12 protein-coding genes are annotated in these 15154 nt (G+C 71.0%); 7 read left to right on the top strand and 5 right to left on the bottom strand.

All coding sequences use genetic code 11. The features are described from left to right. The first annotated feature begins 78 nt into the window (after nt 1–78). The 7 genes from H512_RS0121555 (at nt 79) to holA (ending at nt 9926) form a co-directional block, all read left to right on the top strand. Entirely contained in the window at nt 79–1275 is a 1197-nt protein-coding gene (locus H512_RS0121555) for an aminotransferase class I/II-fold pyridoxal phosphate-dependent enzyme (RefSeq protein WP_026785171.1), read from the top strand. A gap of 8 nt (nt 1276–1283) precedes the next feature. Next, nucleotides 1284–4112: a DNA translocase FtsK gene (locus tag H512_RS25435; protein WP_084798687.1), complete on the top strand. Its 2829-nt coding sequence runs from the start codon at nt 1284–1286 to the stop codon at nt 4110–4112. Nucleotides 4113–4188: 76 nt separating this feature from the next. Next, nucleotides 4189–4698 carry a 2-thiouracil desulfurase family protein gene (locus H512_RS0121565; protein WP_026785172.1) on the top strand — a complete coding sequence of 170 codons (510 nt, stop codon included), beginning with the start codon at nt 4189–4191 and terminating at the stop codon, nt 4696–4698. 57 nt (nt 4699–4755) lie between these two features. Then, on the top strand, nt 4756–5598 hold the full coding sequence (locus H512_RS0121570; RefSeq protein WP_026785173.1) for an NmrA family NAD(P)-binding protein: 843 nt from the start codon (nt 4756–4758) through the stop codon (nt 5596–5598). A gap of 144 nt (nt 5599–5742) precedes the next feature. After that, entirely contained in the window at nt 5743–8361 is a 2619-nt protein-coding gene (gene leuS / locus H512_RS0121575) for a leucine--tRNA ligase (RefSeq protein ID WP_026785174.1), read from the top strand. Then, nucleotides 8348–8881 carry an LPS assembly lipoprotein LptE gene (lptE, locus tag H512_RS25440; protein ID WP_053240133.1) on the top strand — a complete coding sequence of 178 codons (534 nt, stop codon included), beginning with the start codon at nt 8348–8350 and terminating at the stop codon, nt 8879–8881. Before leuS ends, lptE begins: the two co-directional genes overlap by 14 nt. A gap of 4 nt (nt 8882–8885) precedes the next feature. Beyond that, nucleotides 8886–9926 (top strand): DNA polymerase III subunit delta, encoded by a 1041-nt coding sequence (gene holA, locus H512_RS0121585; protein WP_026785175.1) that lies wholly within the window; start codon nt 8886–8888, stop codon nt 9924–9926. Nucleotides 9927–10018: 92 nt separating this feature from the next. Here holA and H512_RS0121590 read toward each other — a convergent pair whose 3' ends face one another. From H512_RS0121590 to H512_RS25450, 5 genes are all read right to left on the bottom strand, one after another. Beyond that, nucleotides 10019–10591: an RNA pyrophosphohydrolase gene (locus H512_RS0121590; protein ID WP_053240134.1), complete on the bottom strand. Its 573-nt coding sequence runs from the start codon at nt 10589–10591 to the stop codon at nt 10019–10021. Continuing rightward, entirely contained in the window at nt 10588–11097 is a 510-nt protein-coding gene (locus H512_RS0121595; RefSeq protein WP_026785177.1) for an RNA pyrophosphohydrolase, read from the bottom strand. Before H512_RS0121595 ends, H512_RS0121590 begins: the two co-directional genes overlap by 4 nt. A gap of 5 nt (nt 11098–11102) precedes the next feature. Next, nucleotides 11103–12236 carry a divergent polysaccharide deacetylase family protein gene (locus tag H512_RS25445; protein WP_036793094.1) on the bottom strand — a complete coding sequence of 378 codons (1134 nt, stop codon included), beginning with the start codon at nt 12234–12236 and terminating at the stop codon, nt 11103–11105. 180 nt (nt 12237–12416) lie between these two features. Beyond that, a complete protein-coding gene (locus H512_RS0121605; protein WP_026785178.1) occupies nt 12417–13745 on the bottom strand; it encodes a S41 family peptidase in 1329 nt (442 codons plus the stop codon). After that, entirely contained in the window at nt 13742–15088 is a 1347-nt protein-coding gene (locus H512_RS25450) for a murein hydrolase activator EnvC family protein (RefSeq protein WP_084798688.1), read from the bottom strand. Before H512_RS25450 ends, H512_RS0121605 begins: the two co-directional genes overlap by 4 nt. Nucleotides 15089–15154: the final 66 nt, after the last annotated feature.

Raw genomic sequence — 15154 nt, forward strand, 5'->3', positions numbered from 1 at the left:
AGTGGCCAGGTGACGACAAGGCCGGCCGCTCTCAGGGGCCGCGGGCCGAATCACCCGTTGCCCCGAGCCCAGGCTTTCATGACCACGCCTCTGCCGCCTCCCGTTTCCCCGTTCCAGCGCCTTGGCCGGCTGATCGCCGGCGTGGCGCCCGGCCGTCCGCCGATCGACGTATCGGTCGGCGAGCCGCGTCACCCGGTGCCGGCCTTCGTCGGCCCGGTGCTCGACGCCGCGCTGGCCGATTTCGTCCGCTATCCGCCGATCAAGGGCACGCCGGCCTTCCGCGCCGCCGTCGCCGGCTGGGCCGAGCGGCGATTCGGCCTGCCGGACGGTACTGTTGATCGCGACGACGGCGTGCTGCCGCTCAACGGGTCGCGCGAGGGCCTGTTCCACGCCACGCTCACCGCCGTGCGGCTGGCTGGCGGCGCCAAGGGGCCACGGCCGGCCATCCTGCTGCCCAATCCCTTCTACGCCGTCTATGCCGCCGCCGCCGAGGCGGCCGGCGCCGAACCGGTGCTGGTGTCGGCCGGCCGCGACGACGGCTTCCTGCCGCGCTTCGAGGCGCTGCCGGAGGAGTTGCTTGCCCGCACCGTCGCCGCCTTCCACGCCAGCCCGGCCAACCCGCAGGGGGCGGTGGCCGACCTCGCGATGCTGCAGGGTCTCGTCCGGCTCGCCCGCCGCCACGGCTTCCTGTTGTTCTCCGACGAGTGCTACTCGGAGATCTGGCGCGGCCGGGCGCCCGACGGCGTGCTGGCCGCCGCCCATGGCCTCGGCGACGGCCTCTCCGGCGTCGTCGCCTTCAACTCGCTCAGCAAGCGCTCCAACCTGGCCGGCGCCCGCTGCGGCTTCGCCATCGGCGATCCGGCCTTTCTGGCGGCCTGGGCGGTGTTCCGCAACGTCTCGGCGCCGCAGGTGCCGCTGCCGATCCAGGCGGTGGCCGTGGCGGCGCTCGGCGACGAGGCGCATGTCGTCGAAAATCGCCGCCTCTACGACCTCAAATATGCCGCCGCCGCCGACATTCTCGGCGACCGCTTCCCCGACCTGGTGCCGCCCGGCGGCTTCTTCCTGTGGCTCGATGTCGGCCGCTGGGGCGGCGGCGAAACGGTGGCGGCCCGGCTGTGGGGCGAGGTGGGTGTCAAGGTGGTGCCGGGCGGCTATCTGTCGGCCACCGGCGCCGACGGCGTCAATCCGGGCGCCGACTTCATCCGCATCGCCATGGTCGAGAGCCTGGCGACCAGCCGCGAGGCGCTGAGCCGTCTGTCGGAGGTTCTGTCATGAGAGCAGAGATGAGGACCAGCCCCCGCCTGCGCGACAACGGCCGCCTTGACGGACCCTACGAGCCGCGCCCCGGCAACGCCCGCCGCGCCGCCAACCTGCGCGACCTCGACCAGCGCCAGCGTCAGGCGGCGCCGAGCCGTGAGGATCGCCTCCGGCAGGCGATGCTGCGCAACATCGCCGGCGCCTCCGGCCTGATGCTGATCGCCGGCGTCGCGGCGCTGTCCGCCGCGCTCGCCACCTGGTCGGTGGACGATCCGAGCTGGAGCCACGTCGCCGACGGCCCGACGCGCAACGTCATGGGCTCGGCCGGCGCGGTGATCGCCGACCTCGTCATGCAGCTGTTCGGCCTCACCGCCGCGCTGTTCCTGGCGCCGGTGGTGATCTGGGGCTGGCAGCTTACCGTCGGCCGCATCCCGCGCGTCGCCAGGAACCGGCTGTTCGGCTGGGTGATCGGCACGCTGGTCGGCGCCGCCTTCATGGGCGCGCTGCCGCCCACCACCGGCTGGCCGCTGCCGACCGGCCTCGGCGGCGCCATCGGCGACCTCATCCTGCAACTGCCGGCCGCCTTCAACAACGGCGTCCTCACCGATACGCTGCGCCTCGTCGTGCTGATCGTCACCGGGCCGCTGTCGCTGGTGGCGATGATCTATGCCTCCGGCATTCCCGGCCGCAAGATCGGCGCCGCCGCGCCGGCTCGCGACTGGCAGGACGACGACGACGAGGACGACGAGGAGGAGGGCGGTCGCCTCGCGGCGCTGCGCGGCGTCGTTGGCCACTGGTGGCTGACGCTGCGCGCCGGCCTCTCCCGCCGCTTCCTGCGCCGGCCGGCCTTCGCCTATCCCGGCGAGGAATACGAGGACGACGAGGACGACTATCAGCCGCCGGCGCCCCGCCGGGCCGAGCCGACCATGGCCCGGACGCGGCCGGTGGCACCCGCCCAGGACGAGGACGACGATTTCGGGCCGGCGCCGGTCGTCGACCGGCGTGGCGGCCGGGTGGAGCCGAGTTTCGCGCCGGAAGCGCCGCGCGCCGCGCCGGCGCCGATCGCCGATGAGGAGGACGAGGACGACGATCCGCCACCCTTCGCCCTCGACGACCGGCTCGCCGATTTCGACGACACCGATGGCGAGCCGATCGCCCCGCCGAAGCCGGTCGCTGTCGCGCCGGCGCCGCGCAGCTTCGAGGCGCGGCCTGCTCCCTTGCGCGGCCCCGCCTCGCGCATCGGCAAGCCGGCCGCCCAGCCCGACAAGCCGGCCGGCCGCGTCAAGGCGCCGGCGCCGCCGGTGCAGCAGGCCAAGCGCGCCAAGGGCGGCACCCAGCTGTCGCTGCTCGACGCCGCCGGCTTCGAGTTTCCCGACATCGAACTCCTGGCCGAGCCCAAGGGCGGCAACGGCGTGCAATACACGCCCGACAGCCTGGAGCAGAACGCCGGCCTCCTGGAAGGCGTGCTGGAGGATTTCGGCATCAAGGGCGAGATCTTCAACGTCCGTCCCGGCCCGGTGGTGACGCTCTACGAACTGGAGCCGGCCCCCGGCATCAAGTCGTCACGCGTCATCGGCCTTGCCGACGACATCGCCCGCTCGATGAGCGCCGTCGCCGCCCGCGTCGCCGTCATACCCGGCAAGAACGCCATCGGCATCGAGCTGCCCAACCAGCGGCGCGAGATGGTCTACCTGCGCGAGCTGATCGCCAGCCAGGACTTCGAGAAGTTCAAGGGCCGTCTGGCGCTGGCCCTCGGCAAGACCATCGGCGGCGAGCCCGTCATCATCGACCTCGCCCGCACGCCGCACATGCTGGTGGCCGGCACCACCGGCTCGGGCAAGTCGGTGTCGATCAACACGATGATCCTCAGCCTGCTCTATCGCATGACGCCCGAGGAATGCCGGCTGATCATGATCGACCCGAAAATGCTGGAGCTGTCCGTCTACGACGGCATTCCGCATCTCCTGACGCCCGTGGTCACCGATCCGCGCAAGGCGGTGGTGGCGCTCAAGTGGACGGTCCGCGAGATGGAGGACCGCTACAAGAAGATGTCCAAGGTCGGCGTGCGCAACATCGAGGGCTTCAACGCCCGCGTGGCGCAGGCCATCGAGCGCGGCGAGAGCATCAACCGCACCGTCCAGACCGGCTTCGACAAGGAGACCGGCGAGCCGGTGTTCGAGACCGAGGAAATGGAGCTGAAGCCGCTCCCCTTCATCGTGGTCATCATCGACGAGATGGCCGACCTGATGATGGTGGCGGGCAAGGAGATCGAGGGCGCGGTGCAGCGGCTGGCGCAGATGGCCCGCGCCGCCGGCATCCACGTCATCATGGCGACGCAGCGGCCGTCGGTGGACGTCATCACCGGCACCATCAAGGCCAATTTCCCGACCCGCATCTCCTTCCAGGTGACCTCGAAGATCGACAGCCGCACCATCCTCGGCGAGCAGGGCGCCGAGCAACTGCTCGGCCAGGGCGACATGCTCTACATGCAGGGCGGCGGCCGCATTCAGCGCGTCCACGGCCCGTTCGTCTCCGACGGCGAGGTGGAGGCGATCGTCGCCCACCTGAAGACGCAAGGCGTGCCCGACTATCTCGACGCCATCACCGCCGACGACGAGGAGGACGGCGGCGGTGAATCCCCCGTCTCGACCGACGAGGGCGCCGACCTCTACGACCAGGCGGTGGCGCTGGTGCTGCGCGACAAGCGCGCCACCACCAGCTACATCCAGCGCCGGCTGGGCATCGGCTACAACCGCGCCGCCTCGATCATCGAGCGCATGGAGAAGGAAGGGCTGGTCGGCCCGCCCAACCATGCCGGAAAGCGCGAGATACTGGTCCGCACCAGCGAGGATTGACGGCGGCGGCCGCAAGCCGGACAAAGGGCGTCTTCCCCTGCGGGAGGACGCCCTTTTCGTCGTCATCGGCTGCCCCATGCATCGCATCCTGATCTCCGCCTGCCTGATCGGCCGGCCGGTCCGCTACGACGGCGCCGGCAAGCCGCTCGCCGACCGCCGCGTCGCCGGCTGGCTGGCGGAAGGCCGGCTGGTGCCGCTCTGCCCGGAGATGCTGGGCGGCCTGCCGGTGCCGCGGCCGCCGGCCGAGATCGTCGGCGGCGACGGTGGCGATGTCCTGGCCGGCCGGGCGCGCGTGGTGACCGCGACCGGCGAGGACGTGACCACCGTCTTTCTGGCCGGCGCCGTCGCGACGCTCGACCTTGCCCGCCGGGAGGACTGCGGCCATGCACTGCTGATCGACCGCAGCCCCTCCTGCGGCAGTCTCACCATCTACGACGGCAGCTTCTCCGGCCGGCGGATGCCGGGCGCCGGCGTCGTCGCCGCCCTGCTGGCCGCGAGCGGCATCGCCGTCTTCGCCGACCACCAGCTGGATCGCCTCGCTGCGGCGATCGCGGCAGGCGAAGGAGGGGAACCTGCGACGGGGTGAGGCGTTGTGTCTTGCGCCGGCCGTCCGGCCGGATCGGACTTCCAGACGGAGAGCCCCATGGCAGACAGCATCCTCGTTCTCGGCGCCACCGGCACCATCGGCCAGCTGGTCGTTTCCGAACTGGTGGCGAAAGGCGAAACCGTCAAGGCGGCCGCCCTCGACGGCGAGGCGCATCCCAATGCCGAGGTGCTGCGGTTCGATTTCCGCGATCCCGCCAGCATCGCGCCGCTGTTCAAGGACGTCGACCGCGTCTTCGTGCTGATGCCGTCGGCGCCCCTCGACGTCATCGCCGCGCTGATGCCGGTGATGCGGCACGTCGTCGACCGCAAGATCAAGGCGGTGCTGCTGTCGACCATCGGCGCCGACGTCTCCGACGACAATCCCTACCGCCGCCTGGAGCTGGTGCTGGAGAATTCCGGACTGCCCTTCGTCATCCTCCGGGCCAACTGGTTTGCCGACAACTTCCGTACCGTCTGGAAGGAGGACGTCGGCAAGGGTGAGCTGGCGCTGCCGGCCGACGACGGCCTGATCAGCTTCGTCGACGGCCGCGACGTGGCCGCCGCCGCCGCCGTGGCGCTGACCGGTTCCGACTTCGACGGCCAGACGCTGTTCCTCACCGGCCCCTCGGCCATTCCGCTCGCCCGCGCCGCCGAGGTGATGAGCCACGTCACCGGCCGGCCGGTGACCTTCAAGCCAATTTCCGCCGCCGATTACGAGGCGCGGCTGGCCGCCGAGGGCGTGCCGGAGCAGCAGATCGCCGAGCGGGTGGCCGAGTTCGACACCATCCGCGACGGCACGGCATCGATCGTCAGCCCGGCCGTCGAGAAGATGACCGGCCGTCCGCCGCGCTTCTTCGAGAGCTTCGCCAAGGATCACGCCACCGACTTCGTCCGTTCGTGAGCGGCGCCGAAAACGCCGCTCCCGGCGTCGAGAGCATTGACCCCCCGTGCCGTTTCTGATGATGGTCATGCCGTGATATTTTTCGCGGGGGTCCGGCGCATCAGGCGCCTGGCTCAGCGGCGGCGTGGGACAGAAGACGAGACGATGGCGACCGAGCGATACAACGCGCGCGAATCGGAGACGCGCTGGCAGAAGGCCTGGACCGAGGCCAAGGTGTTCGAGACGACGAACGACGATCCGCGGCCGAAGTATTACGTGCTCGAGATGTTCCCCTATCCGTCCGGTCGCATCCACATCGGGCACGTGCGCAACTACACCATGGGCGACGTGGTGGCCCGCTACAAGCGCGCCAAGGGCTTCAACGTCCTGCATCCCATGGGCTGGGACGCCTTCGGCATGCCGGCCGAGAACGCGGCGATGAAGGGGGGCGTCCATCCCAAGGCCTGGACCTACGACAACATCGCCGCCATGCGCGGCCAGCTGAAGAGCATGGGCCTGTCGCTGGACTGGAGCCGCGAGTTCGCCACCTGCGACGAGGACTACTACACCCAGCAGCAGAAGCTGTTCCTCGACTTCATTCAGGCCGGCCTCGTCTACCGCAAGAAGTCCAAGGTCAACTGGGACCCCGTCGACATGACGGTGCTCGCCAACGAGCAGGTGATCGACGGCCGCGGCTGGCGCTCCGGCGCGCTGGTCGAGCAGCGCGAGCTGACGCAGTGGTTCCTGAGGATCTCCGACTATTCCGAGGAGCTGCTCACCGCCCTCGACGGGCTCGATCGCTGGCCGGACAAGGTCCGGACCATGCAGCGCAACTGGATCGGCCGTTCGGAGGGCCTCCGCGTCCGCTTCGAGATCGACGGCGCTCCGGTGGCCGGCGAGCCGACCATCGAGGTGTTCACCACCCGTCCGGACACCCTCTACGGCATGAGCTTCCTGGCGCTGTCGGCCGACCATCCGGTGGCGCGGGCGCTGTCCGGGACGGACCCGGCCGCTGCCGCCTTCTCCGAGGAGTGCCGGCGCATCGGCACCTCGGCGGCGGCGCTGGAGACGGCCGAGAAGAAGGGCTACGCCACCGGCCTCAGCGTCAAGCATCCTTTCAACGGCAAGAGCTATCCGGTCTATATCGCCAACTTCGTGCTGATGGACTACGGCACCGGCGCCATCTTCGGCTGCCCGGCGCATGACCAGCGCGACCTCGATTTCGCCCGCAAGTACGGCCTGTCCGTCACGCCGGTGGTGCTGCCCGAGGGGGCCGACCCCGCTGCCTTCGCGGTGGCCGACGTCGCCTATACCGACGACGGAAAGCTCTTCAACTCCGACTTCCTCGACGGAATGGACGTCGAGGCGGCCAAGGATCTCGTCGCCTCGAAGCTGGAGGCGACGACGCTCCACGGCGCGCCGGCCGCCAGGCGCCAGGTGAACTATCGCCTGCGCGACTGGGGCATCTCGCGCCAGCGCTACTGGGGCTGCCCGATCCCGGTGATCCATTGCGAGGCCTGCGGCGTGGTGCCGGTGCCGGCCAGGGATCTGCCGGTCCGCCTGCCGGAGGACGTCGAGTTCGACCGGCCCGGCAACCCGCTCGACCGCCACCCGTCGTTCACCAAATGCGTCTGTCCGACCTGCGGCAAGCCGGCGCGGCGCGAGACGGATACCATGGACACCTTCGTCGATTCGTCCTGGTACTACACGCGCTTCACCGAGCCGCACGCCCAGACGCCGACCGTGCCGGAGGTGGCCAACGCCTGGCTGCCGGTCGACCAGTATATCGGCGGCATCGAGCACGCCATCCTGCACCTGCTCTATTCGCGCTTCTTCACCCGCGCCATGAAGAAATGCGGCCACGTCGGCTTCGACGAGCCGTTCCGCGGCCTGTTCACGCAAGGCATGGTCGTGCACGAGACCTACCAGTCGGAGAGCGGCGAATGGCTGTCTCCGGCCGATGTCGAGGTCTTCGAGGAGGGCGGCAGCCGCAAGGCGCGGCTGCGGTCGTCGGGTGTGCCTGTCAGGATCGGCCCGATCGAGAAGATGTCGAAGTCGAAGAAGAACACCGTCGACCCCACCGACATCATCGATAGCTTCGGCGTCGACACCGCCCGCTGGTTCATGCTGTCCGACAGCCCGCCGGAGCGCGACGTCGAGTGGACCGAAGCCGGCGCGCAGGGCACCGCCCGCTTCCTGCAGCGCGTCTGGCGCATCGTCTCGGAGGCGTCCGAGCTGGTGCCGGGCGCCGGCCGGGCCGAGGGCGGCGACAAGCTGGCGCTCGCCTTGCGCAAGGCGGCGCACAAGGCGCTGGCCGCCGTCGAGGAGAATATCGAGGGCCTGCGCTTCAACGTGGCGCTCGCCAAGATCTACGAGCTGGTCAACACGCTGGCCGGCGCGCTTTCCGCCGACAAGGCGCTGCTCGCCGCCGACGGCGCCGCCGCCGCGGCGCTGATCGAGGCGACCGGCCTGCTCGTCCGGATGATGGCGCCGATGACGCCGCATCTCGCCGAGGAGAGCTGGGCGGCGCTCGGCAACGACGGGCTGGTGGCGCTCACCGACTGGCCGGCGGTCGAGCGGGCGCTGCTCGTCGAGGACGAGGTGACGCTGCCGGTGCAGGTCAACGGCAAGAAGCGCGCCGACGTCACCGTGGCGCGCACCGCCTCGCCGGCCGAGGTGGAGGCCGAGGTGATGAAGCTCGATGCCGTGATCAAGGCGCTCGACGGCAAGAGCCCGAAGAAGGTCATCGTCGTCGCCCAGAGGATCGTCAATGTGGTCGTCTGATCTCAGCCGCCGCGGCCTGCTGCTCCTGGCGGCCGCCGGCCTCGTCGCCGCCTGCCAGGTGCGGCCGGTCTACGCGCCGGCCGGCTCGCCGGCGGCGGAGAGCCGACCGGCCGTCGCCACCGAACTCGCCTCGATCGCCGTCGAGACGCAGACCGACCGGGTCGGCCAGGCGCTGATGAACGAGCTGATCTTCCAGCTGCGCGGCGGCGGCGCGCTGGTGGCGCCCAAGTACCGGCTGCACCTCATCCTGACGACGCGCGTCTCCGATCTGGCCATCCGCGCCCGCGAGGGCATTCCGGTGGCGCGCCTGTTGTCGCTGACCGCCACCTACACGCTGACCGAAATCGCCAGCGGCCGGGTGGTCACCTCCGACAACGTCTATACGACGGCCTCCTACGATACGAGTTCGCAGCGTTATGCCAACGTCCGCGCCGAGCGCGACGCCGGCGACCGGGCAGCCCGGACGGCGGCGGCCGACATCCGCCTCAGGCTGTCCTCGGCGCTGATCGGCAAGGGCTGAGCCGATGGTGGCGGCGCGCCCCCAGGAGGCCGACCGCCTCGTCGCGCGGCCGCCGCGCGACGTTGCCTTCTACCTCGTCTACGGGCCGGACACCGGCCTGGTCTCCGAGCGGGCGCGGACGATCGCCGCCGCCTTCGCCGACCCGGCCGATCCCTTCGCGCTCGTCCGGATCGAGGCCGGCGAGCTGACGGCCAACCCGACGCGGCTCGCCGACGAGGCCTATGCCCTGTCGATGTTCTCCAGCCGGCGGGCGATCCTGCTGCGCGACGGCGGCCGCACCGATCTGGCCGGCCGCTTCAAGGCGCTGTTCCGGCAGCCGCCGACCGACACCGCCGTGGTCGTCGAGGCGGGCGATCTCAAGAAGTCCAATCCGTTGCGCGTGTTATTCGAGCAGGAGAAGGGCGCCTATGCCATCCCCTGCTTTGCCGACGACGAGCGATCGATCGGCGCTTTGATCGACGACGAGGTGGCGGCGGCCGGCCTTGCCATCGCGCCGGAGGCGCGGGCGCTTCTCATCTCGCTGCTCGGCGGCGACCGGCTGATGACGCGCGGCGAGGTGCGCAAGCTCTGCCTCTACGCCCATGGCGCCGGCTCCATCGCGCTCACCGACGTCGAGGCGCTGATCGGCGACAGCTCGACCTTCGCCGTCGACGAACTGATCGACGCGGCGGCCGGCGGCCTGCCGCCGGCGCTGGTGGAGGGACTGGCCAAGGCACGCGCCGAGGGCGTCGATGCCGGCCAGATCGCCGGTGCCGCGCTGCGCCATTTCATGCTGCTCGACGAACTCCGGGCGGCCGTCGAGAACGGTGTCAATCCGGCCGACGCGGTGAACGGCGCCCGGCCGCCGGTGTTCTTCAAGCGCAAGGGCAAGGTGGAGGCGGCGATCGGCCTGTGGCCGCCGGCCCGGCTGGCCCGGGCGATCGTCGTGCTCGGGGAGGCGGCGCGCGACGCCCGCCTCAGCCCGGCGCTGTCCGCCGACATCGTCGGCGAGACGCTGTTGACGCTGGCCCGCGCCGCCGAGCAGGCGAGCCGGCGCAGAAGATAGGCCCTATGCCAGCCCCGCGAAGATGCTGACGCATCCGGTCGTTGAGAAATTCGCGACCGGACGATCACCAGCCGTTCTCAAGCCCGCCGATATTACGCCGGGCCGATGTGGCCGAATGCGGCCAGCACGCGGGCGTATTGCGCCCGCCGGTGCAGCGGCGCCACGCCGGGCAGCTCGGCGAGCGGCCGCCAGCGCCATTCGACGAATTCCGCCGGTTGGTCGGTATGGGTGGCGGCGACGGTGATCTCGTCCTCGGAGCCGACGAAGCGGAAGGCCGCCCAGCGTTGGCGCTGGCCGCGGAAGGGGTGGAGCTTGTGCGCCTTGGAACCGCGGGCCGGGAAGTCGTAGCTCCACCAGTCGTCGGCAAGGGCGATCAGCTCGGCGCTCCGGACGCCGGTTTCCTCCCAGAGTTCGCGGCGCGCCGCCGCAATGATCTCCTCGCCGGCGTCGATGCCGCCCTGCGGCAGCGCCCAGTCGGCGCCGTCGGCGAACACCTCCGGATCGGGCCAGCCGAAGGGGTTGGCGTGCCCCCGGCCGGCGAACACCAGGCCGCGGCTGTCGAACAGGCAGATGCCGACGTTCGGCCGGTAGGGGAGATCGGCGAGGAGCGGCTCGCGTATCGCGGGATCGGGCGGCGTCGTGGCGGCCGGCAGGCGGACGCTCACGCCGGCACCGCCAGGTGCGCCAGGGCGGCGCAGACCTCTTCGTAGACCGGCCGCTTGAAGGGCACGATCAGCGACGGCACCTCGGCCAGCGGCTTCCAGGCCCAGTGCGAGAACTCGGCCGGGTGGGCACCGCCGCCGGGATGGTCGACGTCGATCTCGGCGTCGTCGCCGAGGAAGCGGAAGGCGAACCACTTCTGCGTCTGGCCGCGCCACTTCTTCCGGAACCGGCCGGCGGCGATGTCGTCGGGGACGTCGTAGCGGTACCAGTCGGGCGCCTCGCCGATCAGCTCGATCGAGCGCACCGAGGTCTCCTCCCACAGCTCGCGGCGAGCGGCGTCGAGCGGGCTCTCGCCGTCGTCGATGCCGCCCTGCGGCATCTGCCAGGGGGCCGGCGTGCCGGTCATGTCGGCGACATGCTTGCGGTGGCCGACGAAGACGAGGCCGGCGCGGTTGATCAGCATGGCGCCGGCGCAGCGGCGATAGGGCAGGTCGGTGCGGCTGGTCATCGGGGTCAGCTCCGCTTGGGGACGGCAGTGATCGGCACCAGCGTGATGCCGCGGCCGTCGAGGCCGGCCACCCAGCCGGAGAGCGCCTTCAGCGTCGCCGGCCGGGCGCTGGCGACGCCGACGGCGAGGCCGCGCGTGCGGGCGATCTGTTCGAGCTGGGCGAGGCGGCCGGCGATCTCGCGCGGCGTCGGCACCGTGTCGATGGTCATGTCGGCCTTGGCGAATGTCGTCTTGAAGCGGCCGGCCGCCTCGGCGGTGACGCTGCGCGGCGAGCTGCCGTCGTCGAGATAGAGCAGGCCGCGCAGGGCGATCTCCTCCATCACCGGATCGAGGGCGGCGGCCTCGGCGGTGAAGCGGGCGCCCATGTAGTTGACGATGCCGACATAGGTCGTGAAGCGGCCCATCACCCGGTGCAGGTTCTCGATGTTCTGCCGCGCGTCCTTGCCGACCAGCAGCGTGTTCTCGCCGGGGTCGTTGTCGGGATAGTCGAAGGGTTCGAGCGGCACCTGCAGCAGCAATTCGTGGCCGTCCTCGCGCGCCTTGGCGGTCCAGCGATCGAGGCTGGCGCCATAGGGGGCGAAGGCGAGGGTGACCTCGGGCGGCAGGTCGGCGAGCGCCTGCTGCGTGCCGGTCTGGCTGAGGCCGAGGTCGCCGACCACCAGGGCGATCTTCGGCGCGGCGCCGATGAAGCCGGGCACCGGCCGGGCGTAGACGTCGGCCGGCCGGCGGCCGTCGGCGGCGACGCGCGGTAGCGGCCCAAAGGGCGAGGGTTCGACCAGGGCGACATCGGCCTCGACCGGCAGCGCCACCCGTTCCTGCGCGCCCTCGGCCCCCCCGAGGCCGACGGCGGCATCTTCGGCGATATCGGGCGGGACCTCGGCGGGCGGCGGCAGCAGTTCGCCGGTGCCGGACTTCACGCCGACCGTGGCGATGTCGGCGCGGGCGTAGCCGGTGTTGGATGCCTCGATCTTGACGCGGGCATAGGGCTCGCCACCGAAGGGATCGTTGACCACCATCAGCCAGACGGCGAGGCCGGCGATCAGGCTGGCGGTGAGCACGGCGGCGATGGCGCCGACCGGCAGGCGGAACTTGCGGCCGCCAGCGCCGCCGAAGCCGAGGGGATTGGACAGATCGTTCATGGCGCGTGCGGTCCCGGCGGCGGGCAGCGGCCCTGATTCGCTTTCCGGAGCTTAGAGCATCGCGTGGAAAAGTGGGAACCGGCTTCCGGCGGAACGATGCGATGGGAAAGCCGGGCACCGGCGGCCCGGACGGATGGCGGCGGGCCGGAGGGGTCTCCGGCCCGCGCGTTGGTCGGCCGCTCAGTTGGCGGCCGCTTCACCCTTCGGCGGGAAGGCGGCGTTGGCCTGCAGGCCGCGCAACAGGTCGAGCGCCAGATTGAGCTGCTTGTCGTCCTTGGGGTCGGGCGGCACGTAGGCCTGGCTGCCCGAGCCTTCGGCGCCGGCCGTCTCGCTCTTCAGGTGACCCTTCAGCGACGCTTCGCCCTTGGTCTCGGTCACCTGGCTCTTCAGGTCCTCGGGCAGGTCCTGCAGCACCTCGATGTCGGGGTGGATGCCCTTGGCCTGGATCGAGTTGCCCGACGGCGTGTAGTAGCGGGCGGTGGTCAGGCGGATGGCGCCGTTGGCGCCGAGCGGGATGATGGTCTGCACCGAGCCCTTGCCGAACGAGCGCGTGCCGATGATGGTGGCGCGGCGATGGTCCTGCAGCGCGCCGGCGACGATCTCCGACGCCGAGGCCGAACCGCCGTTGATCAGCACGATCACCGGCTTGCTGCCGACCAGCTCGCCGGCCTTGGCGGCGTAGCGGCGGGTGTCGCCGTCGTGGCGGCCGCGCGTCGAGACGATCTCGCCCTTATCGAGGAAGGCGTCGGACACGGCGATCGCCTGATCGAGCAGGCCGCCCGGATCGTTGCGCAGGTCGAGCACGTAGCCCTTCAGACGGTCGTCGGGAACGGCGGCGTCGATCTTGTCGATCGCCGTCTTCAGGCCGTCGAAGGTCTGGGCGGTGAACTGGGAGATGCGGATGTAGCCGACGTCGTCCTTCACCTCGTAGCGCACCGACTGCACCTTGATGACGTCGCGGACGATCTTGACGTCGAACGGCTTGTCGGTGCCGCGCGCCACGGTCAGGGTGATCGCCGAATCGACCGGGCCGCGCATCTTGTCGACCGCCTCGTTGAGGGTGAGGCCCTTGACGTCCGTGCCGTCGATGGCGGTGATCAGATCACCCGAGCGGATGCCCGCCTTGGCGGCCGGCGTGTCGTCGATCGGCGTCACCACCTTGACCAGGCCGTCCTCCATGGTGACCTCGATGCCGAGGCCACCGAACTCGCCCTTGGTCTGGACCTGCATGTCCTGGTAGCTCTTGGCGTTCATGTAGCTCGAATGCGGGTCGAGCGAGGTCAGCATGCCGTTGATGGCCGCCTCGATCAGCGCCGGCTCGTCGGGCTCCTCGACATAGTCGGAGCGGATGCGCTCGAACACGTCGCCGAACAGGTTGAGCTGGCGATAGGTGTCGACGCCGGCGGCCACGGCCGACCCGAAGCCGGGCAGACGGTGCTCGAGGGTCAGGGTGGTGACGCCGGCGCCGATGACGGCGCCCGCTGCGAGTAGCGACAGTTTTCTGATCATCCGCTGACCTTCCGATCCTGCGATGCGACCCACCAGGGGGATGGGTCGATCGAAGTTCCACCTTTGCGAAATTCGACGTAGAGCACGGGCTGCGTGACGCTGGCGTCCAGCGCGGCGGCGCTGGCCAGCCGTTGATTTCCCATGACACCGACGGGCTCGCCCGTCAAAACAAATTGGTCGAGCTGGACGTCGATCCGTTCCATGCCGGCAAGCACGATATGATAGTCGCCGCCGGCATCGAGGATCAAGAGCTGTCCGTAGGAGCGGAACGGCCCGGCATAGACGACGCGGCCGTCGGCCGGCGACACCACGCGGGCGCCGGCGCGGGTGGCGATCGACTGGCCCTGCGACAGGCCGCCGAGGCCGTTGTCGTCGCCGAAGGATTGCAGGTTGACGCCGCGCACCGGCAGGATCAGCCGGCCCTTGGCCTCGTCGAAGGCGACGGCCGGTCCGAGGCGACCGCCGGCGGACGGCGGCGCGCTGGGCGCGGCCGGCTGTCCGGGGCGGGCGGCGGGCAGCGCCTTCTTCATGCCGGCGATCAGTTCCTCGAGGCTGCGGGCGGTCCTGGCCAGCTCCTCGGCCTTCGCCTTCTCGGCGGCGAGTTCTGCGGTGCGCGCCTCGCTGTCGGTCTTCTTCCTGTCGATCAGCAGGGCGAGGCGCTGCCGCTCCTCGGCGATGGCGGCGGCATCGGCCCTGAGGCGATCGCGCTCGGTGGCGGCGCGGGTGCGCTCGGCGACCAGCGCGTCCAGATCGGATTGCAGCGCCTCGGCCTCGATGCGGATCTCCGGCAGCACGGCGCCGATGACCACGGCCGAGCGCACCGCCTTCAGCGCGTCTTCCGGGCTGACGATGAGCGCCGGCGGCGGCTGGCGGCCGATGCGCTGGGCGGTGGACAGCACGGCGATCAGCACGTCGCGGCGGCCGGCCAGCGAGGCGCGGATGCGGGCCTCGTTGTCGGCGCCGCGGGCGAGCCGCTCCTCGCTGTCGGTGATCGACTGCTCCAGCGACTGGACGCGGGCGGCCGAGGCGAGCAGACGGTCGGTCAGTTCCTGCTGGTCGCGCGACAGGCCGGCGATTTCGGCGGCGATCTCCGCCTGCCGCTCGGCCGACAGCTCCATGGCGCCGCGCAGCTTGGTCAGTTCCTGGTCCTTCAGCGCCCGCTCGGCCTCGACGTCGACCTTGTCGGAAACGGCGGCCGGACGGACGGCTTCGCTGGTCGCCGGCGCGAAGGCGGTCGCCTCGACCGGCAGTCCGTCCTCGGCGGCGGCGTGGCCGCAGATCGCCGCGGCAAGCGCGGCGAGGACAAGGCGGCGGGCTCCGGTGCGTCGCGTTTGAAGCGGCATGAACGGCGGGGTGTCCGGTGACGGTATGGTCGAACGGCCGAGTCTATCGGCCTTTCCGTTAACGCT

Origin of the sequence: Pleomorphomonas koreensis DSM 23070 (assembly GCF_000425185.1) — a bacterium.
Taxonomy (GTDB): Bacteria; Pseudomonadota; Alphaproteobacteria; order Rhizobiales; family Pleomorphomonadaceae; genus Pleomorphomonas; species Pleomorphomonas koreensis.